The sequence below is a fragment of the Pseudomonas brassicacearum subsp. neoaurantiaca genome (assembly GCF_013608025.1).
Classification (GTDB): Bacteria; Pseudomonadota; Gammaproteobacteria; order Pseudomonadales; family Pseudomonadaceae; genus Aquipseudomonas.
This window is the reverse complement of sequence record NZ_VDLV01000013.1, coordinates 105,375-125,469: the sequence shown is the minus strand read 5'-3', so window position 1 is coordinate 125,469 and position 20,095 is coordinate 105,375. Positions and strand designations below refer to the sequence as shown.

General features: G+C 62.6%; 21 protein-coding genes. 12 read left to right on the top strand and 9 right to left on the bottom strand.

Annotated features, from left to right (window positions below; genetic code table 11):
• Positions 1 to 4: 4 nt before the first annotated feature.
• From FHK92_RS11460 to FHK92_RS11445, 4 genes are all read left to right on the top strand, one after another.
• Positions 5 to 550, top strand: a complete 546-nt coding sequence (locus FHK92_RS11460; protein ID WP_181288168.1) for a twin-arginine translocation pathway signal protein — start codon at positions 5 to 7, stop codon at positions 548 to 550.
• A 143-nt stretch (positions 551 to 693) separates the two neighbouring features.
• Complete coding sequence (locus FHK92_RS11455; protein ID WP_181288167.1) at positions 694 to 2,289, top strand: GMC family oxidoreductase; 1,596 nt, start codon at positions 694 to 696, stop codon at positions 2,287 to 2,289.
• A gap of 115 nt (positions 2,290 to 2,404) precedes the next feature.
• Positions 2,405 to 2,884, top strand: coding sequence for a pantetheine-phosphate adenylyltransferase (gene coaD / locus FHK92_RS11450; RefSeq protein ID WP_007897855.1), 480 nt, complete (start codon positions 2,405 to 2,407; stop codon positions 2,882 to 2,884).
• A gap of 133 nt (positions 2,885 to 3,017) precedes the next feature.
• Positions 3,018 to 3,269 (top strand): YfhL family 4Fe-4S dicluster ferredoxin, encoded by a 252-nt coding sequence (locus FHK92_RS11445; RefSeq protein WP_003206534.1) that lies wholly within the window; start codon positions 3,018 to 3,020, stop codon positions 3,267 to 3,269.
• 139 nt (positions 3,270 to 3,408) lie between these two features.
• Here FHK92_RS11445 and FHK92_RS11440 read toward each other — a convergent pair whose 3' ends face one another.
• The 4 genes from FHK92_RS11440 to FHK92_RS11425 all read right to left on the bottom strand — a co-directional run bounded on the left by FHK92_RS11440 (position 3,409) and on the right by FHK92_RS11425 (position 5,676).
• Complete coding sequence (locus FHK92_RS11440; RefSeq protein ID WP_181288166.1) at positions 3,409 to 3,729, bottom strand: multidrug transporter; 321 nt, start codon at positions 3,727 to 3,729, stop codon at positions 3,409 to 3,411.
• 54 nt (positions 3,730 to 3,783) lie between these two features.
• A complete protein-coding gene (gene mutM, locus FHK92_RS11435) occupies positions 3,784 to 4,596 on the bottom strand; it encodes a bifunctional DNA-formamidopyrimidine glycosylase/DNA-(apurinic or apyrimidinic site) lyase (RefSeq protein ID WP_181288165.1) in 813 nt (270 codons plus the stop codon).
• Positions 4,597 to 4,626: 30 nt separating this feature from the next.
• Positions 4,627 to 5,442, bottom strand: a complete 816-nt coding sequence (locus FHK92_RS11430; RefSeq protein ID WP_181288281.1) for an HDOD domain-containing protein — start codon at positions 5,440 to 5,442, stop codon at positions 4,627 to 4,629.
• Between the two features lie 90 nt (positions 5,443 to 5,532).
• A complete protein-coding gene (locus tag FHK92_RS11425) occupies positions 5,533 to 5,676 on the bottom strand; it encodes a hypothetical protein (RefSeq protein WP_181288164.1) in 144 nt (47 codons plus the stop codon).
• Between FHK92_RS11425 and FHK92_RS11420 the strand changes: the two genes are divergently transcribed.
• The 3 genes from FHK92_RS11420 (at position 5,675) to ilvD (ending at position 9,761) form a co-directional block, all read left to right on the top strand.
• Entirely contained in the window at positions 5,675 to 6,214 is a 540-nt protein-coding gene (locus FHK92_RS11420) for a type 1 glutamine amidotransferase domain-containing protein (protein WP_181288163.1), read from the top strand. The two genes, FHK92_RS11425 and FHK92_RS11420, sit on opposite strands and share 2 nt — an antisense overlap.
• A gap of 103 nt (positions 6,215 to 6,317) precedes the next feature.
• Positions 6,318 to 7,514, top strand: a complete 1,197-nt coding sequence (locus FHK92_RS11415; protein WP_181288162.1) for a class I SAM-dependent rRNA methyltransferase — start codon at positions 6,318 to 6,320, stop codon at positions 7,512 to 7,514.
• 405 nt (positions 7,515 to 7,919) lie between these two features.
• Complete coding sequence (ilvD, locus tag FHK92_RS11410) at positions 7,920 to 9,761, top strand: dihydroxy-acid dehydratase (RefSeq protein ID WP_181288161.1); 1,842 nt, start codon at positions 7,920 to 7,922, stop codon at positions 9,759 to 9,761.
• Positions 9,762 to 9,993: 232 nt separating this feature from the next.
• Here the strand turns inward: ilvD and FHK92_RS11405 are convergent, their stop codons facing one another.
• A complete protein-coding gene (locus tag FHK92_RS11405; RefSeq protein ID WP_181288160.1) occupies positions 9,994 to 11,049 on the bottom strand; it encodes a haloacid dehalogenase-like hydrolase in 1,056 nt (351 codons plus the stop codon).
• 241 nt (positions 11,050 to 11,290) lie between these two features.
• Between FHK92_RS11405 and FHK92_RS11400 the strand changes: the two genes are divergently transcribed.
• On the top strand, positions 11,291 to 12,682 hold the full coding sequence (locus tag FHK92_RS11400; protein WP_181288159.1) for an L-cystine transporter: 1,392 nt from the start codon (positions 11,291 to 11,293) through the stop codon (positions 12,680 to 12,682).
• A gap of 119 nt (positions 12,683 to 12,801) precedes the next feature.
• Here FHK92_RS11400 and FHK92_RS11395 read toward each other — a convergent pair whose 3' ends face one another.
• Positions 12,802 to 13,314, bottom strand: coding sequence for a dihydrofolate reductase (locus FHK92_RS11395; protein ID WP_181288158.1), 513 nt, complete (start codon positions 13,312 to 13,314; stop codon positions 12,802 to 12,804).
• A gap of 77 nt (positions 13,315 to 13,391) precedes the next feature.
• Here FHK92_RS11395 and FHK92_RS11390 point away from each other — a divergent pair, with 77 nt between their 5' ends.
• The gene (locus FHK92_RS11390) at positions 13,392 to 14,759 is read left to right on the top strand and encodes a DUF2868 domain-containing protein (RefSeq protein WP_181288157.1); all 1,368 of its coding nucleotides are present in this window, start codon (positions 13,392 to 13,394) and stop codon (positions 14,757 to 14,759) included.
• Entirely contained in the window at positions 14,752 to 16,125 is a 1,374-nt protein-coding gene (locus FHK92_RS11385; protein WP_181288156.1) for a GTPase/DUF3482 domain-containing protein, read from the top strand. Before FHK92_RS11390 ends, FHK92_RS11385 begins: the two co-directional genes overlap by 8 nt.
• Before the next feature lie 152 nt (positions 16,126 to 16,277).
• Here the strand turns inward: FHK92_RS11385 and FHK92_RS11380 are convergent, their stop codons facing one another.
• A complete protein-coding gene (locus FHK92_RS11380; protein WP_181288155.1) occupies positions 16,278 to 16,769 on the bottom strand; it encodes a DUF523 domain-containing protein in 492 nt (163 codons plus the stop codon).
• Between the two features lie 2 nt (positions 16,770 to 16,771).
• Positions 16,772 to 17,404 carry a 2OG-Fe(II) oxygenase gene (locus FHK92_RS11375; RefSeq protein WP_181288154.1) on the bottom strand — a complete coding sequence of 211 codons (633 nt, stop codon included), beginning with the start codon at positions 17,402 to 17,404 and terminating at the stop codon, positions 16,772 to 16,774.
• Positions 17,405 to 17,543: 139 nt separating this feature from the next.
• On the opposite strand from FHK92_RS11375, the gene FHK92_RS11370 reads away from it, so the two are divergent.
• Complete coding sequence (locus FHK92_RS11370) at positions 17,544 to 18,287, top strand: DUF2059 domain-containing protein (RefSeq protein ID WP_181288153.1); 744 nt, start codon at positions 17,544 to 17,546, stop codon at positions 18,285 to 18,287.
• 99 nt (positions 18,288 to 18,386) lie between these two features.
• Here FHK92_RS11370 and FHK92_RS11365 read toward each other — a convergent pair whose 3' ends face one another.
• Positions 18,387 to 19,334 (bottom strand): alpha/beta hydrolase, encoded by a 948-nt coding sequence (locus FHK92_RS11365; RefSeq protein ID WP_181288152.1) that lies wholly within the window; start codon positions 19,332 to 19,334, stop codon positions 18,387 to 18,389.
• Between the two features lie 107 nt (positions 19,335 to 19,441).
• Here FHK92_RS11365 and FHK92_RS11360 point away from each other — a divergent pair, with 107 nt between their 5' ends.
• Positions 19,442 to 20,029, top strand: a complete 588-nt coding sequence (locus FHK92_RS11360; RefSeq protein WP_181288151.1) for a DUF6436 domain-containing protein — start codon at positions 19,442 to 19,444, stop codon at positions 20,027 to 20,029.
• The last annotated feature ends 66 nt before the right edge of the window (positions 20,030 to 20,095 follow it).

Genomic DNA, 20,095 nt, shown 5'->3' with positions numbered 1-20,095 from the left:
AATAATGAACCCAAGCCTGACCGATACGCCCACCCTGTCGCGGCGGGGCTTGCTGCACTTGAGCCTCGGCGCCGGCGCATTTCTCGCCACGGTCGGATTGGGGGCCACGTTGAGCGGGTGCTCCGCCAGCCAACCGGCCAGCGGCCTGGCGGCATTGCGTGATAGCGACCTGCCGTTTCTGCGTGCGGTCATCGCGGTGATGCTGGGCGGCGCGGTGACGGTGCAAACACTCGACGCCGCCACCGAGGCCACCTTGCAGAGCCTGGATCGCGGCCTGGCGCATCTGTCCCCGTCCATGCTCAAGCTCACACGCCAACTCTTCGATGTGCTCACGCTGGGCCTCACTCGCGGACCACTGACCGGTATCTGGGGGACGTGGGAAAACGCCAGCGCCGAGGAGATCCAAGCGTTCCTGGCGCGATGGGAAAACAGCTCGCTGAGCTTGCTGCGCCAAGGCCACGGCTCGTTGCTGCAAATGGTGATGATGGCCTGGTACAGCTGCCCCGAATCCTGGGCCCATTGCGGGTATCCAGGACCGCCAGTGGTTTGAAGACCAAGCGAACACTGTGGGAGCGAGCCTGCTCGCGATTGCGGTGTGTCAGCCGACACAGCGCAACTGTCCGACACCTTCGCGAGCAGGCTCGCTCCCACCGGGATCTTCCTCGCAATCCATAACAACAAGGGAACCTTGGCATGCCCGTACCCGACCCGTTCCGCGAAGGCCTCGCCCGTGGCTGGACCACCTACAACGGCGCGCAACTGGCCGAGGACCTGACGCTGGAAGCCGATGTGGCGATCATCGGCAGCGGTGCCGGCGGCGGTACCACGGCGGAGATTCTCAGCGCCGCGGGCTACAAGGTGCTGCTGATCGAGGAAGGACCGCTCAAGACCAGCCAGGACTTCAAGCTGCGGGAGGACGAGGCCTATACCAGCCTGTACCAGGAGGGTCTCGGGCGCATGAGCAAGGACGGCGCCATTACCATTCTCCAAGGGCGGGCGGTGGGCGGCACGACCCTGATCAACTGGACTTCAAGCTTTCGCACGCCGACGCAAACCCTCGAACACTGGGCCGCCGAGCACAACGTCAAAGGTCACAGTGCCGCCGAAATGGCGCCTTGGTTCGAACGCATGGAACAGCGTCTTGGTGTAGCGCCCTGGCTGATTCCCCCCAACGCCAACAACGACGTAATCCGCAAAGGGTGCGAGCAGTTGGGCTATAGCTGGCACGTCATCCCGCGCAACGTGCGCGGTTGCTGGAACCTGGGTTATTGCGGCATGGGCTGCCCGACCAACGCCAAGCAGTCGATGCTCGTCACCACCATCCCTGCCACGCTGGACAAGGGCGGCGCGCTGCTTTACCTGGCCCGGGCCGAGCGCCTGACGATCCAAAACGACATTGTCGTCGGCCTGGAATGCCAAGCCATGGACGAGCGTTGCGTGGCGCCGACCGGGCGACGCATCACCGTCAAGGCCCGGCACTACGTGCTTGCCGGCGGCGGCATCAACAGCCCCGCGCTGTTGCTGCGCTCCAATGCGCCGGCCCCTCACGAGCGCCTGGGCAAGCGCACGTTCCTGCATTTGGTGAACATGTCGGCCGGCCAGTTCGATGAAGTCATCAATCCGTTCTACGGCGCGCCGCAGTCGATCTACTCGGACCACTTCCAATGGCAGGACGGTGTCACCGGCAAAATGTCCTACAAGCTTGAAGTGCCGCCCTTGCATCCCGCGCTCGCCGCCACGTTGCTAGGCGGTTTCGGCGCGGAAAATGCCGGGCACATGGCGCACCTGCCCCATACCCACGCCATGCTGGCGCTGCTGCGTGATGGCTTTCATCCCGACAGCCCCGGCGGTACCGTCGAGTTACGCAGCGACGGCACGCCGGTGCTCGACTATCAGGTTTCGCCCTATGCCTGGGACGGCCTGCGCCGAGCGTTCCACAGCATGGCCGAAATCCAGTTTGCCGGCGGAGCCAGGGCGGTCATGCCTATGCACAGCGATGCCCGTTACGTAAACACCCTGGCTGAAGCACGGGCGATGATCGACGGGCTCGACCTCGCTCTCTACCGCACGCGTCTGGGCAGTGCCCATGTAATGGGCGGCTGCGCCATGGGCGATGATCCAAGGTCAGCCGTGACCGACAGCCTTGGCCGCCACCATCAACTGGGCAACCTTTCGATCCACGACGGTTCGCTGTTCCCCACCAGCATCGGCGCCAACCCACAGTTGTCGGTGTATGGGCTGACGGCACAACTGGCATCGAACCTGGCCGAACGCCTGAAAAAACCATGAAAATCCGCACCATTCGCAGCGTCTATAGTTCTTTTCTACGTAACAGCCGACTTGGCCGACCGAGAAGGCTGCGATACCATCCGACTCCCCAACGCACTCCCGCCAGGACGACGCGATGAACCGAGTGTTGTACCCAGGTACCTTCGACCCTATTACCAAGGGCCATGGCGATCTGGTCGAACGCGCCTCGCGCCTGTTCGACCATGTGATCATTGCCGTCGCCGCCAGCCCGAAGAAAAACCCGCTGTTCCCGCTGGAACAACGTGTGGAACTGGCCCGCGAGGTCACCAAGCACCTGCCCAATGTGGAAGTGGTCGGCTTCTCGACGCTGCTGGCGCATTTCGCCAAGGAAAAGAACGCCAACGTGTTCCTGCGCGGCCTGCGCGCGGTCTCGGACTTTGAATACGAATTTCAGCTGGCGAACATGAACCGGCAACTGGCGCCGGACGTTGAAAGCCTGTTCCTGACGCCGTCGGAGCGCTATTCCTTCATTTCCTCGACCCTGGTTCGGGAAATCGCAGCGTTGGGCGGGGACATCACCAAGTTTGTCCACCCGGCCGTGGCCGACGCGCTGACCCTGCGCTTCAAGAAATAACCTGTCGGCGCTGCGAGTCGCCTCGCAGCACGGCGCAGTCCATCGCGCCCGCGTGCACTGCGCTCGCCAATGCGGCACAATTGCGCCCATACGTTTTCAGATGCCCGGGCCCAATGCCCCGGCAGGAGCCTGCATGTCCCTGATCATCACCGACGACTGCATCAATTGCGACGTCTGCGAACCCGAATGCCCGAACGAAGCCATTTCCCAAGGCGAAGAGATCTACGTCATCGACCCGAACCTGTGCACCCAATGCGTCGGCCATTACGACGAGCCCCAGTGCCAGCAGGTGTGCCCGGTGGATTGCATCCCGTTGGACGAAGCGCACCCGGAAACTGAAGAACAGTTGATGGCGAAGTATCGCAAGATTACTGGCAAGGCTTGAATTTTCAGGGGCCCTACTGGCCTCATCGCGAGCAAGCTCGCCCCCACAGGGATTGCTCTGCTTACATTATTGGCGGCTGACGCAAACTACTTGTGGGAGCGAGCTTGCTCGCGATGAGGGCGTCAGCCGCGCCCAATGCTCAATCCTGCCGCTCAAACCCCTCCCCGATACACCCCAGGCAACGCACGAAGGTAGCCTTCGCCGGATCCACCACCAGCGCCTTCCCCGCATCGCCAACCCCACCGCCTAGCGCGGTAAAGGGCAACGACACGACAAACGCCCCGGCGCCAATCACCGTGGCGGCGAGCAGCAACGGCCGTGCAATCAGCAAATCGCCAATCATGGCGTAGGCCGGCGGATTCTGGATGGTGTAGCGCGGGTCACCGCTCTCGGTGTTCGCAGAAGCAGGCAAACTGGCGCCCAGCAAGAGCGCCAGAACGATAGGTCGAAGCAGATTCATGAGGCCATCCTTCGTCTAAGCAGTCTGATAGCTGACTATAGACCGTAGGACAGATCATCTCTGGCAGCGCGGACACCAGACACTGGCGCGCTGGCCCAGGCGGATTTCCCGCAGCCCCGTGCCACAGACTTTGCACAACTCCCCGCCCCGACCGTAGACGAACAGTTCCTGCTGGAAATAGCCCGGCTGGCCATCGCCGCCGATGAAGTCCCGCAGCGTGGTGCCGCCGCGCTCGATGGCATGGGCAAGGATGCGCTTGATCTCGATCGCCAGTTTCAAATAGCGCGCCCGCGAGATGCCTCCCGCTTCGCGACGCGGATCGATCCCGGCGGCGAACAGCGCTTCGGTCGCGTAGATGTTGCCCACGCCCACCACCACTGCGTTATCCATGATGAACGGCTTGACCGCCATCGAACGCCCGCGCGACAGCTGGAACAGTCGTTCGCCATCGAACAGGTCGGTCAAGGGCTCGGGGCCGAGGCGAATCAGCAGCTCATGGTTGAGCGGATCCAGGCTCCAGAGCATCGCGCCGAAACGGCGAGGGTCGGTGTAGCGCAGGGCTAGGCCGGACTCCAGCTCGATGTCGACATGCTCATGCTTGGCGGCCGGCATGCCGATCTCAACCAGCCGCAAGTTCCCGGACATGCCCAGATGGCTGATCAACGTGCCGACCTCGGCATTGATCAACAGGTACTTGGCCCGCCGCTCCACCTGCACGATGCGCTGGCCCGAGAGCCGCACGTCGAGGTCTTCCGGGATCGGCCAGCGCAGGCGGCGGTCACGGACCACCACGCGGCTGACCCGTTGGCCTTCAAGATGAGGCGCGATGCCTCGACGGGTGGTTTCGACTTCCGGCAGTTCTGGCATGGGGCTCTCGAATCAGGCGAACGCTGGCACTCAACGAGAGGCGAGGTCGCGAATTTCCTGTTTCTGGGTCTGGAAATCGTATTCCGACAACCCGATGTAATCGAGCACCAGCGGCCCGACGCAGTCCCACTCGTGATCGTCGGCCTGGTTGCCCAGCACGCGATGGGAGGCGCAAATATTCTCCGACATCTTGAGGATCGCCAGCAGGTTCTTCAGTGGGCTGTTATTGCGCGACGTTTCGTCACTGAAAATCGCCAGGGCATTGTGGTGATTGGCGATGGCCTGGCTGACGTGATCCGGCAGGCGCCAGGATTTGGAGGTGTAATAACCGACCACCGCATGGTTGGTGTTGAACACGCGGTTCTCGGTGTCGACCACCCGGCACTCGGGGCTGGCATTGGCGTAGGCCTCTTCCAGCACACTCATGTACGTGGGGAACTGCTTGAGCATCAGCGGTATGCCGCAATCATGGAACAAGCCCAGGGCATAGGCTTCGTCACCGTTCTGCAGGCCGACGCGCTTGGCGAGGGTCAGGCAGGTCATCGCCACATCCTGGGCGGTGTCCCAGAAACGGTTCAGGGTGACGATCGCGTCATCGTGTAATTCGCCCTTGATGGACTGCGCATTGATCAGGTTGATGATCGAACGGCTGCCCAGCAGGTTCACCGCGCGCTGGATCGAGGTGATCTTGTTGCTCAGGCCGTAATACGGCGAATTGACGATCTTGAGCAACGCGCCCGAGAGGCCCGGGTCCTGGGATATCAGCTTGGCGATGGTCTCCAGGTCCGGGTCGGGCATGTACTGCTCCATCTGCAAATCCACCATGATTTGCGGCTGGGGCGGCACGCTGATGCCTTGCAGGGACTGTTGGATCTGTTCGGCGGAAAGCTCTTTGGACATGGGTACGCACTCTGGGCCAGGCGGGGATTCTAACGCTTAAAGCGCAATCCGATACACCGCCGGGTAGCTCGGCGGAACTTTCATTAAAGCCTCGGCTTCGGATTTCGTAGGGCCGACAGCCAAGCCTGCATACAGGCTTAGGTCGGCAGCCAACCCACTCAGCTTGAGGAGATTTTTCATGCCTGGCTCCCTGAATGACAAACGCGTGGCCATCCTGGTGACAAACGGTTTCGAACAGGCCGAATTGACCGGCCCCAAGCAAGCGCTGGAGCAGGCCGGGGCCAAGGTGGAGATCGTCTCGGCCAGCGAAGGCCAGGTCAAAGGCTGGAACCATGACAAGCCGGCCGACGACTTCAAGGTCGACCTGACTTTCAAGGCCGCCAATATCGACCAATACGATGCCGTGGTGCTGCCCGGCGGTGTGCAGAACTCCGACACCATCCGCATCGACCCCGACGCCCAGAACCTGGTCAAGGGCTTCGAGGCGGCAGGCAAACCCATCGCGGTAATCTGCCACGGCGGCTGGTTGCTGGTGTCGAGCGGATTGGTCAAGGGCAAGACCATGACCAGCTACAAGACCCTCAAGGACGACCTGGTCAACGCCGGCGCGAACTGGGTCGATCAGGAAGTGGTAAAGGACGGAACCTGGATCAGCAGTCGCCAGCCGGACGACATTCCGGCGTTCAATCGCGAGTTGATCAGCGCGTTGTCTGCGTGACCATGGTGGCGAGGCGAGCAAAGCTCCCTCGCCGCATGTCCACCACAAGCCCCGCAACGGTTGCAACACGGTATACTCCCGCTCTTTTTTCCGGAGCGACGTCATGTCCCTGCCTAGCCTGCGCCTCAAAGCCAACGCCGACCGTCGCCTGCGCGCCGGCCACTTGTGGGTCTACAGTAACGAAATCGATGTAGCCGCCACCCCGCTGCACGGCTTCAAGGCCGGCGACCAGGCAATCCTCGAGGCCGCAGGTGGCAAGCCGCTGGGCATCGTCGCGATGAGCCCCAACAACCTGATCTGCGCGCGCCTGCTGTCCCGCGATGCGAAGCTGCCACTGGACAAGTCCCTGCTGGTGCATCGCCTCAATGTGGCGTTGTCGTTGCGCGAGCGGCTGTTCGACAAGCCTTTCTATCGCCTGGTCTACGGTGACTCCGATCTTCTGCCGGGTCTGGTGGTCGACCGTTTCGGCGATATCCTGGTGGTGCAGATCGCCTCCGCCACCATGGAAGCCCATAAAGACGACGTGATCGCCGCGCTGACCCAAGTGCTCAAGCCCAGCGGCATCCTGTTCAAGAACGACTCCGCAGCCCGTGACGCCGAAGGCCTGGAACGCTACGTCGAGACCGTGTTCGGCCTGGTGCCGGAGTGGGTTGCCCTCGAGGAGAACGGCGTAAAATTCGAAGCGCCAGTCATCCAAGGCCAGAAAACCGGCTGGTTCTACGACCACCGCATGAACCGCGCACGCCTGGCGCCGTACGTCAAAGGCAAACGCGTACTGGACCTGTACAGCTACATCGGCGGCTGGGGCGTGCAAGCCGCCGCTTTCGGCGCCAGTGAAGTATTTTGCGTCGATGCTTCGGCCTTCGCCCTCGACGGTGTCGAGCGCAACGCCGCACTGAATGGTTTCGCCGAAAAAATGACCTGCATCGAAGGCGACGTGTTCGAAGCCCTCAAGGAACTGAAAGCCAGCGAAGAACGCTTCGATGTGATCGTGGCCGACCCACCGGCCTTCATCAAACGCAAGAAAGACATGAAGAACGGCGAAGGCGCCTACCGCCGCCTGAACGAGCAAGCCATGCGCCTGCTCACCAAGGACGGCATCCTGGTCAGCGCTTCGTGCTCGATGCACCTGCCCGAAGACGATCTGCAGAACATCCTGCTGACCAGTGCCCGTCACCTGGACCGTAACATTCAACTGTTGGAGCGTGGCGGGCAGGGCCCCGATCACCCGGTGCATCCGGCCATTGCCGAAACGCGCTATATCAAAAGCATCACCTGCCGGTTGCTACCGAACAGCTGAGCCCTTGCGGGGCGGTACTGAACGCCGCCTCGCACTTCCTTTTGACCGATATCCGACTCGCAGCCTTGGCTGCGAGTTTTTTTGCTGTGCCTGATAACGCTCAATACGCGTATGCACCGCCGTCAACGAAGGACATTACCTGGCTGAACGTTGCCAGTCGTCATCCCGAGCGCGACATTGGCGTCGGTTCAGCGCTTTGCGTCATTTCATCCTGGCGCCAGCGGTGTAGAATCGGCCCATTCATCGCCATTCATCCCCGGCGGGTTTATGAGCTCATGCTGAGGCGCGCAGCGATCCTGCAAAGTCATCGGCCACGTCTGCACACACAGCCAATCCCGAGTGTTCCAGAGGTCAACAGAAGCTCACTCCCCCTTTGATATTTTGATTAGCCGCCCGGAGTGCTCCATGCCTGATTACCGCTCGAAAACATCCACCCATGGCCGCAACATGGCCGGCGCCCGTGCCTTGTGGCGCGCCACGGGGATGAAGGATGACGACTTCAAGAAGCCGATCATCGCCATTGCCAACTCCTTCACCCAGTTCGTACCGGGCCACGTCCACCTCAAGGACCTCGGCCAACTGGTTGCCCGTGAAATCGAGCGCGTCGGCGGCGTTGCCAAGGAATTCAACACCATCGCCGTGGACGACGGCATCGCCATGGGCCACGACGGCATGCTCTATTCGCTGCCGAGCCGCGAGATCATCGCCGACTCCGTCGAATATATGGTCAACGCCCACTGCGCCGACGCCATCGTGTGCATTTCCAACTGCGACAAGATCACCCCCGGCATGCTCATGGCCGCCCTGCGCCTGAACATCCCGGTGATCTTCGTTTCCGGCGGCCCGATGGAAGCCGGCAAGACCAAGCTCGCCAGCCATGGCCTCGACCTGGTGGACGCCATGGTGATCGCCGCCGACTCCAGCGCCTCTGACGAGAAGGTTGCCGAGTACGAGCGCAGCGCCTGCCCGACCTGCGGTTCGTGCTCCGGCATGTTCACCGCCAACTCGATGAACTGCCTGACCGAAGCCCTGGGCCTGGCCCTGCCGGGCAACGGTTCGACCCTCGCCACGCACAGCGACCGCGAACAACTTTTCCTGCAGGCTGGCCGGACTATCGTCGAGCTGTGCAAGCGCTACTACGGCGAAAACGACGAGTCGGTGTTGCCGCGCAACATCGCCAACTTCAAGGCGTTCGAAAACGCCATGACCCTGGACATCGCCATGGGCGGTTCCACCAACACCATCCTGCACTTGCTGGCCGCGGCCCAGGAAGCCGAGATCGATTTCGACCTGCGCGACATCGACCGCCTGTCACGTCACGTACCGCAACTGTGCAAGGTCGCGCCGAACATCCAGAAGTACCACATGGAAGACGTGCACCGCGCCGGCGGGATCTTCAGCATCCTCGGTTCCCTGGCCCGTGGCGGCCTGTTGCACACCGACCTGCCGACCGTGCACAGCAAGACCATGGCCGAGGCCATCGCCAAGTGGGACATCACCCAGACCACCGACGAGGCCGTGCATCACTTCTTCAAGGCCGGCCCGGCGGGCATCCCGACACAAACCGCGTTCAGCCAGTCGACCCGCTGGGAAACCCTGGACGACGACCGTGAAAACGGCTGCATCCGCAGCGTCGAGCACGCGTACTCCCAGGAAGGCGGCCTGGCCGTGCTGTACGGCAACATCGCCCTGGACGGCTGCGTGGTGAAGACCGCCGGCGTCGACGAGTCGATCCATGTATTCGAAGGCAACGCGAAGATTTTCGAAAGCCAGGACAGCGCCGTGCGCGGCATCCTCGCCGACGAAGTGAAGGCCGGCGATATCGTGATCATTCGTTATGAAGGTCCGAAGGGCGGCCCGGGCATGCAGGAAATGCTCTACCCAACTTCCTACCTGAAGTCCAAGGGCCTGGGCAAAGCCTGCGCCCTGCTGACCGACGGTCGTTTCTCCGGCGGTACCTCGGGCTTGTCCATCGGCCACGCCTCGCCGGAAGCGGCGGCTGGCGGTGCCATCGGCTTGGTGCGTGATGGCGACAAGGTCCTGATCGACATTCCAAACCGCTCGATCAACCTGCTGATCAGCGACGAAGAACTGGCCGAGCGCCGCATCGAACAGGACAAGAAAGGCTGGAAACCGGTGGAAGTGCGTCCGCGCAAAGTCACCACGGCCCTGAAGGCCTACGCCCTGCTCGCCACCAGCGCCGACAAGGGCGCGGTGCGCAACAAGGCGATGCTTGACGGCCTTTAAGCGCCGATAAAAAAGCCCCGCCAAGTGCGGGGCTTTTTCATGGCTTCAGTTCGGCCATTTGAGCCAGGTGATGACTTGTGGCGAGGGAGCTTGCTCCCGCTGGGTCGCGAAGCGGCCCCAAAATTCGGCCCTCACCTCAATGCGTGGGCTGACGACTTTGGGGCAGCTGCGCAGCCCAGCGGGAGCAAGCTCCCTCGCCACGGGGCTCTTTGGTTTCCATGGGACGGGAGATTTACTGGATATCTTCCGGCTTGACGATCACCCAGTTCTTGTCCGCCGTCACCGGCAGTCCTTCCTTGGCCTGGGCCGCGGCGTGCTTGGCCATCATGCCGTTGATCTGAGTCATGTACTTGTCCTTGCGGTTGACCCACAAGTGGATGCCGCCCTTGGCCACGTCCACATCGTGGAACAGCATGTAGCCGTCGCTGCTCGGCGTATCGCCTGCCACCAGTACCGGTTTTTTCCATTCGTCGATGTAGGTCAGGATCGCGGCATGCTTGCCAGCCATCCAGGTCGCCGGGGTCCACAGATAAGGGGTGTATTCCAGGTCCAGGTTGGCCTTTTCGTCATACTTGCCGGCAGTGATCTGCTTGCGTGCCGTGGTCAGCTCACCGGTCTTGGGATCCTTGAGCAGCGTGGTCACGCCGATCACGTTCTGCGGCTTGAGGTTGTAGCCGTACTTCGGATCCGAGGCGACCATGCGCACCAGTTCTTCGGAAGCGGCGGTCATGACATAGACCTCGATGCCGTTTTCCATCAGCTTGTTGTACAGCTCGGCCTGGCCGGTGAAGACTTTCGGTGGGTTGACGTTGTACTGGACCACCTTGTCGCCATCGTAATAAGTGGTCGGCACCGGTTTGCCGGAAGCCATCAATTCATCGACGTAACCCTTCAGCTCCTTGAGCGTGAACCCGGAGAAGACCTGGGCCACCCACGGGTAGCAAACCATATCGTCCACTTCGCACAGGCGATAGTAATAGCTGAACAGGCTTTCCTTGTGATCTGCCGTGTCTTTGAATGGCATCAGCTTCAAGGATGGATCGAGTTTTTCCCGGGTAATGAGCCCCTTGTTCTCCATGAACGGCAACAACGACTCTTCGAGGTCATAGCGGTAACTGGTGTTGTCCATGTCGAACACCGCGTAGTTACCCTTGTTGGCATTGGCCGCAATCATGGCCTCCAAGGCCTTGGCCTGTTCCGCCGGCCAGTGCTTGAGGTCGGTGGCGAGCGCTTGGCCGGCGAGGCTCAGGCCTAAAGCGACAGCGAGCAAGTGAGGTACGAGCTTCATCGGCATTACTCCCAGGTTGTAAGAGTTCGACGCTAACAAATGCCTGTGACAAATCTCGCCTGTGGGCGACCGCTTGCGTCTCGATAACGGCAGCGGCATGTCCCTGAGCGCCAGCGGCTTATTCCAAAAGCGACAGTAAACATTCTTTTTTAGTATTAATTCTTTAGATTTCAGACTGTTAGGCTCTCCGGCTCACAGTCGCGGCGCTTGGCGGCTGGCAAAGTCTTATCGGAGCTATTTCATGAATGTGCCGCTGATACTCAACCTGTTGGTGTTCATTGGCCTGCTGCTCGGCCTGGCGCAAACCCGCCACGGCTCTTGGAGCCTGGCAAAGAAGGTATTGCTGGCGCTGGTGCTGGGCGTGGTGTTCGGCATCGCCCTGCATACGATTTATGGCGCAGGCAACCCGGTGCTCAAAGCGTCGATCGGCTGGTTCGACCTGGTGGGCAATGGCTACGTGCAGTTGTTGCAGATGATCGTGATCCCGCTGGTCTTCGCCTCGATCCTCAGCGCCGTGGCGCGACTGCATAACGCCTCGTCCTTGGGCAAGATCAGTTTCCTGACCATTGGCACGCTGCTGTTCACCACCGCCATCGCGGCGCTGATCGGCATCGGCCTGACCAACCTGTTCGGCCTGACCGCCGAGGGGCTGGTGGCCGGCACACAGGAACTGGCGCGCCTGCAAGTGATCCAGAGCGACTACGCCGGCAAGGTCGCCGACCTGAATATTCCGCAACTGTTGCTTTCCTTCATCCCGCAGAACCCGTTTGCCGACCTGGCACGAGCGAAGCCGACGTCGATCATCAGCGTGGTGATTTTCGCCGCGTTCCTTGGCGTCGCGGCATTGCAGTTGCTCAAGGATGACGCCGAGAAAGGTCAGAAAGTGATCAATGCCATCGACACCCTGCAAAGCTGGGTGACACGTCTGGTACGCCTGGTAATGAAACTGACGCCGTACGGCGTATTGGCATTGATGACCAAAGTGGTCGCCGGCTCCAACCTGCAGGACATCATCAAGCTTGGCAGTTTCGTGGTGGTGTCCTATCTGGGGCTGGGCTTGATGTTCGTGGTCCATGGCCTGCTGGTATCGGCTGCCGGGATCAACCCGTTGCGCTTCTTCCGCAAGATCTGGCCGGTGCTGACGTTCGCCTTCACCAGCCGCTCGAGCGCTGCAACCATCCCGTTGAGCATCGAAGCCCAGACCAGTCGCCTCGGCATTCCCCGGGCGATCGCCAGTTTCAGCGCCTCGTTCGGCGCCACCATCGGCCAGAACGGCTGCGCCGGGCTCTATCCGGCGATGTTGGCGGTGATGGTCGCGCCGACGGTGGGCATCAACCCGCTGGACCCGGTGTGGATCGCAACCTTGGTCGCCATCGTGACGTTGAGCTCGGCCGGGGTGGCCGGCGTCGGTGGCGGCGCGACGTTTGCCGCGCTGATCGTGCTGCCGGCGATGGGCTTGCCGGTTTCGCTGGTGGCGCTGCTGATTTCAGTCGAGCCGCTGATCGACATGGGCCGCACCGCGTTGAACGTCAGTGGTTCGATCACCGCCGGGGCGATCACCAGCCAGGTGATGCAACAGACTGACAAGGCGCTGCTGGATGCCGAGGAGCATGGGGAGTTGGTGCACGCTTGATGGGTGGCGCCTGATAGATAGCTATCGCGAGCAAGCTCGCTCCCACAGGGATCAGCACTGAACACAGATTTCGTGTTCGCCAAAAATCCAATGTGGGAGCGAGCTTGCTCGCGATGCTTTTAGCGCTTTTCCCAGACTTCGAAACTGTAGGCCGGCTTGTCCCCTTCGGCCGGATTCGGCTGGTTCGACACCAGTGTCCACTGGCTCGAATCGAACGCCGGAAACCACGCATCCCCTTCCGGGCTCAGCGCCACGCGGGTCAGGTACAGCCGATCGGCGTGATCCAGCGCCTGCGCATAGAGCTGGGCACCGCCGATCAGCATCAGCTCATCCACGCCCTGTTCCAACGCCCAGGCTTCGGCCCGCTCCACAGCGGCTTCAAGCGTGGAATAAACTTCCGCGCCTTCCAAAACCAAGTCCGGCTGGCGGCTCACCACGATGTTCAAGCGTCCCGGCAGCGGCCGACCGAGGGAATCCCAGGTCTTGCGCCCCATGATGATCGGCTTGCCCAAGGTGATGGCCTTGAAGTACTTGAAATCCCCCGGCAGGTGCCAGGGCATGCTGTTGTCGATGCCGATCACACGGTTCTCACCGAGGGCTGCGATCAGGCTTAAGGGAAGTGTTTTTTTCATGACCGCGAGGATACCAGAGGCCCGGACCGGCGCCACAGCGGTTATGCTCTTTGCTCATTCGAGCAACGGAAGCCCCCGTGACAGAACTGCAAAACCTCTGGTTGACCGAGACGATACGCCTGCGTGAAGAACACGCCGGCCCGCTCGAGGACCAGGAAGCCAATCGCCTCGCCCGCGCGGCAGGAGGCGATTTATCCACCCGCATCCGCCACCGCGCCCGCTGGCTGGCCGACCGCGATGGCCTAACCCAAGCCCTGCGCCATTGGCTGCAAGGGGCCCGACTGGCGCTGATCGCACTGGCCCTGGTCGCGATCATCAGCGGTGCCGGCCTGGGGTTTGCCGCCCTGGGCGATGGACGTGCGCCGGTCAATGTCTTCTGGGCCTTGGGCAGCCTGTTGGGGTTGAATCTGATTCTGCTCATCGGCTGGGCCCTTGGCCTGCTGTTCGCCGGGGAGCAAGGCGCCACGCTGGGACGCCTTTGGCTGTGGCTCAGCGAAAAACTGGCCCGCGACGCCAAGGCTGCCCAACTGGCGCCAGCCTTGCTGCTATTGCTACAACGGCACCGGCTCAGCCGCTGGGCACTCGGCGCGCTGGTCAACGGCTTGTGGCTACTGGCGATGCTCAGCGCGTTGGTCATCGTCTTGCTGCTGATGGCGACCCGGCGTTATGGCTTCGTCTGGGAAACCACCATCCTCGGTGGCGAGACCTTTGTCGCCATGACCCAGGCCCTCGGTGCGCTGCCGGCCGTGCTGGGCTTCAGCGTGCCGACCGTCGAGATGATCCGCGCCAGCGGTGACACCGCTCTGAATATCGAAAGCGCCCGCCAGGCCTGGGCCGGTTGGTTGGTCGGCGTCCTGTTGGTCTACGGTGTGTTTCCACGCCTGTGCCTGACGCTGCTGTGCCTGTGGCGTTGGCATCGTGGTCGCGCCAGCCTTCGCCTGGACTTGAATCTGCCCGGCTACGCGCAGTTGCGCGAGCGATTGATGCCCAGCAGCGAACGCCTGGGGGTCAACGATGCCGCACCCGCGCAGCTTCATCCAATCGAAAGCGCTGTGGGTGCGATGGAAAGCAACGGCGCGTTGCTGGTGGCGATCGAGCTGGACGAACGTCCCTGGCCGCCGAAGCTGCCCGAATTCGTCAAAAACGCGGGCATCCTCGACAGCCGCGAGTCTCGCCACAAACTCCTGGAACAACTGTCGCGCTTTCCTCCGGCGCGCCTGGCGATCGCCTGTGACCCTCGGCGCTCGCCGGATCGCGGCAGCCTCGCGTTGATCGCCGAACTGGCCCGCAGCGCCAGCGCCACCCGCGTCTGGCTGCTGCAGGCGCCACCCGGCGAAGCCTTGGATGCCGAGCGCCTGGGAGACTGGCACAACGCGCTGCAGCAACTGCAAGTGCCGTTCGCCGATAGCGCCCCGATGAACTGGCTGGAGACCGGCCATGACTGAATCCTTCAAGCCTCTGAAGCTCGCGGTGGTCGGCCACACCAACGTCGGCAAGACCTCCTTGCTGCGGACCTTGACCCGCGACGTCGGCTTCGGCGAGGTCTCCCATCGCCCGAGCACCACCCGTCATGTCGAAGGCGCTCGCTTGTCGGTGGACGGCCAGGCGCTGCTGGAACTGTACGACACGCCAGGCCTGGAAGACGCCATCGCCCTGCTCGATTACCTCGAACGCCTGGAACGTCCCGGCGAGCGCCTGGATGGCCCGGCACGCCTGGCGCGCTTTCTGGAGGGCAGCGAGGCTCGGCAACGTTTCGAGCAGGAAGCCAAGGTGCTGCGGCAGTTGCTCGCCAGCGACGCCGGACTGTATGTCATCGATGCCCGCGAGCCCGTGCTGGCCAAGTACCGTGACGAATTGGAGGTCCTCGCCAGTTGCGGCAAGCCGTTGCTGCCGGTGCTCAACTTTGTCACTAGCGCCCAGCATCGCGAGCCGGATTGGCGCGAAGCCTTGGCGCGATTGGGTTTGCATGCGCTGGTGCGCTTTGACAGCGTCGCCCCGCCCGAAGATGGCGAACGGCGCCTGTATGAAAGCCTGGCGCTGTTGCTCGAAAGCGCGCGCGAACAACTGGAGCGGCTGATCACCGATCAACAGGCCCAGCGCCAGGCGCGCCAGCAGAGTGCAAAGCGCCTGATCGCCGAACTGCTGATCGACTGCGCCGCCTGCCGACGCAGCGTGGTCAATGATGCCGAACAGGAACGCCAAGCCATCAGCGAATTGCGTAACGCCGTTCGCCAACGCGAACAGCGCTGCGTTGAAGCGCTGCTCAAACTTTACGCATTCCGCCCCGAGGACGCCGCGACCGGCGACTTGCCGCTGCTGGATGGCCGCTGGGGCGATGACCTGTTCAATCCCGATACCCTCAAGCAACTCGGTGTACGCGTTGGCGGCGGGATCGCGGCTGGCGCGGCGGCCGGTGCCGGCGTCGATCTGCTGGTGGGCGGGCTGACCCTTGGCGCGGCCGCCCTGGCCGGAGCGATTGCCGGCGGTGCGCTGCAAACCGCACGCAGCTATGGCAACCGGTTGATGGGCAAGCTCAAGGGCCAGCGGGAGCTGACCGTGGACGACAGCGTGCTGCGCCTGCTGGCCTTGCGCCAACGGCAATTGCTGCAAGCGATCGATCAGCGCGGCCATGCGGCGATGGACAGCATCCGCATCGCCCCGCCCCAGGACAAGACCTGGCGCGAAGGCAAGCTGCCCGAGGCGTTGGGCAAGGCCCGAGCGTATCCGCAATGGTCGTCGCTCAATACCAGCCCACGCTTGAGCCAGGCCGAACGCCAGGAACAGATCGAGCAGTTGGCCGAGCAGCTCTAGACACACCATCCCCGTGGCGAGGGAGCTTGCTCCCGCTGGGTCACGCAGTGGCCCCATGATCTAGCCTGACCCACCGCGGTGCCTGGTCTCGGGGCTGCTGCGCAGCCCAGCGGGAGCAAGCTCCCTCGCCACAAAAAGCTACTCAATGGCGGCTATTCTGCGGCCAACGCTTTTAGCGTCGAAGCCGCTTCCGCCAATTCAAGTTCATTGAACACCCGTACGCCATGCCGCTTGAGCAACGCCGCCGTCACGCCTTCGCCACTGACTTTCACACCACTGAACGTGCCGTCGTAGGTCAGCAGGTTGCCGCAAGACGGGCTATTGGCCTTGAGCACGGCGATCCGGATGCCGTGTTCGCGCACCAGATCCAGTGCCTGATGCGCGCCTGACAGAAACTGCACGGTTACGTCCTCGCCGTCGGTGGTGATCACCGCCGCGTCGCCATCGAGCACCTGCGCACCCTGCCCGCCGGGGATTTCCGCTGCCGCCCGAGGCGTGGGCAAACCGCCGGCGACTTCCGGGCACAGGGGCACGATCCGACCCTCATCGAGCCATTGCAGGAGCTGATCGAACGGGCCACTGGCGCCACCGTCGTAGCGTACGCGGTGGCCGAGCAAGCAGCGGCTGACGAGGATCTTTTCCATGTTCAGAACAACTCGTTGCCGCGACGCCGGAACCAACCGGTCAACGACAGGCGATCACGGGTGGCCGGCAGGACTTCATGGGGGATGTCCCCGGAGAGAAACACCACCAGGCAGCCACCCGTGGGCACCACGTCATGTTCCACGCCGTCATCCAGGTACATGCGCAATTGACCACCGTGTTCCGGCAACCAGGCGTCGTTGAGATAGAGCACCGCCGAGACCATGCGCCGGTCATCATCGCGGAATCGGTCGACGTGCTTGAGATAGAAAGCACCCGGCGGATACAGGGCAAAGTGGCTTTCGAAATCCTCCAGGCCCAGGAACAGCCCCCGGTTCAAGGCCTCGCGCAGGCTGTCCATCAGCGCCAGGTAACGATCGCAGGCGTCGACCTGGCCAGGCTCGATCCACTGGATGCGATTACCCCGAATACCCTCTCGAATCTCGGAAAAAGGCCCGCGCCCGACGGCGGCCGGGGCCAGTTCGCCTTCAACGGCGCGCTGGCGGCATTCAGCCGCCAGGGCACGCGTCAGCGCATCCGGCAGGAAGATGTTCTGCTGCGACCAGCCGCGCTCGGCCAGGTCGTCGACGATACGTAACAGCAACGGATGATCAGAAGGTATTTGCATGGCGCGCATAGTATTCCTGTGCCTGCAAAACCGACAGCGCCGCGCAGCAGATCAGCCCGCCAGATAGCACCGCCGTACGAACTTGATACGAATTCTCGACAAGTTCCCGTACCCCACGGAGAATAGTCCGCTGCTGACAGGAGTCCCTATGCGCCGTTTGCTTTTCTCACTGTTGATGTTCTGCGTTTTGCCCGCCTGGGCAGACAGCTACGACCAGTTGTACAAGGTCGCCGGCTGGCCGGAACAACGGGCGCATTTCAATGATGCCTTGAGCGCCGCGCAGCAGCGTTACCAGAGCAGCCTGCCGCCGGCGGTGTTCCAGGCCCTGGTGAACAACAGCAACCAGCGTTTCGCACCCCAGGCCATGGATCAACGGGCCGAGGCCCAACTGCGCAAGAAGCTGGCCGACCCGAACCCGGCCCTGAGCTTTTTCCAGACGCCGCTGGGCCGTAAAGTCGTTGCGGCCGAGCTGCTTGCCACCCGCCGCGATCAATTGGCGAAGAACGCCAAGGGCCTGCCGAAGATGCAAGCCAGCGACAATCGCCTGTTGATCATCGGTCACCTGGCCCAGGCCCTGCCTGCCCGAGAAGCCGGCGCCGAAGTCAGCCTGGCGATTGCCGGCGTGGCCGCCGACAGCTTGAGCTCGATGATTCCCGGCCTGCTGGGCGGTGGCCAGGCCCAAGGCATGCTGAACGGCCAACGCCAACGCCTGATGGACCAGATCGGCGCGGACCTGAACAACACACTGCTGTACGTCTACCGCGACCTGAGCGACACCGAGCTGGAAGAATTTGCCACTTTTGCCGAGTCGGCCGAGGGGCAGGCGTATTACCAGGCAGCCTTGGCGGCGATTCGGGCGGGGTTGGCGGTGGGGCAGAGTCTGGCGCAGTAGGGATTCAAAATCGCTATCGCGAGCAAGCTCGCTCCCACAGGGGCTGAGTGCACCGGTCCATTGTGGGAGCGAGCTTGCTCGCGATTGACGGTAGCTCAGTCACCGCCGATCCCGGCTCATCCGCTTGGTCAAGAACCCAAACATCTCCTGCCGAATCACCAGCGCCTCGTTCGCCAGGTGATGCCGTCCTTCAGGCAGCATCAACACCTGTGGTCGATCGAACTTACCGCGTAACACCTCCAGATTATGCCGCCAATCCACCGTCATGTCCGCCTGCCCCTGCACGATCAGCGGCTGGCGCGGGCTGCTCGGCGCCGCCTCGATACGCTTGATCCATTGCGCCAGCGCGCCGACCCACGCGGTGGGCAGGCGCAGCGGTTGCAGCGGGTCGGCCTGCAGGAATGGCAGGAAATCCGGATCGGTGGAGTTCTCGCTGAAGCGTCGGGCGATGCCAGTCACGAACGGCTTGAGCAGGTAATAACTGAGGCGTGACCAGCCCCAGGCACGAGGTCGCACCAGGGGCGACAACAGGATGACCTGGCCTTGGGCCGGACTTTGCGCGCCCTGGTTGAGCACATGGTCGACCACGATCGCCCCGCCGGTGCTTTGTCCGCACAGGTGCCAGGGTTGCGGCAAATCCAGCGTTGCGGCTTCGGCCAGCAGGCCTTGCAGCGTCGCCTGGTAGTCGGCGAAATCGCCGATGCTGGCGCGCTCTCCGCCTGACAGGCCGTGGCCCGGCAAGTCGCAGCTGATAACCACGAATTGCTGTTCGAGCGCCCATTCGATGAGGTGCCGATACAGTCCCATATGGTCGTAATAACCGTGGAAAAGGAACAACGTCGCCACGGCCTTTTCCGGCCACCACACCTGGCCCACCAGCTCGAACCCGGCGCGCTCGAACCGTCCCAAGCCTCGGCGCAAGGTACGTGCCGGGAAATCCAGCCCATAGAAGCGCTGATAGGCCTGCGCTTGCGCAGAAAGGGGTTGCCATTGCGCCAGGGGTTGCAGGCTGGCGCGCAGGTGATCGGGGTCGAAAGAGGCAGGCATCAAGAGTCCAGGCAAAAGCGCATCGCGCGAAACAGGCTTTATAAGCCTGCGATATTCATCTGTCGCGCCAGGCATGGCAAGCTACGCCGCTTCAGAGGATCGACTCCATGCGCTCGTCCCACCGCACGACCTTGCTTGCCAGCCTCATCGCCCTCGGGTGCGCCGCCGTGCTGTGGTTCGCCTACGACTGGTTCCAGGGGCGCTTCCTCAGGGCGTTCAGCCAACATACCGCGGTGTTTTCCGGCGATCCTCTGCGCCTGCCTCCCGACCTGGCCGGCCCCGGCGCGATCCGCCTGGTGCACTTCTGGGATCCTGCCTGCCCGTGCAACGTCGGCAACCAGCAACACCTTTCCGAGCTGGTCGACAAATACGCAGCCCAAGGGGTCGAGTTCTATGCGGTTCAGAAAACAGGCAGCCAAGGGCACCTGCCCACCAATCTGACCCACCTCAAGCCCCTGGCAGCGTTGCCGGGCTCGGGGCAGATTCCCGCCAGCCCCGCCGTGGCGATCTGGGATCGCGCTGGCAAGCTGGCGTATGTCGGTCCTTACAGCGAGGGCCTGACGTGCAACTCGAGCAACAGCTTTATCGAACCGATTCTCGAAGCGTTGAGTGTCGGCCGGCAAGTCGACGCGACCCACACCATGGCGGTGGGTTGTTATTGTCCGTGGGCCCAGGACACGTCAAGCAAACAGTAAGGCCGCAGATATCCCACCGAGGAACGATGCACCGGCACGCGATTGCATGTTAAACAGGGAATCAGC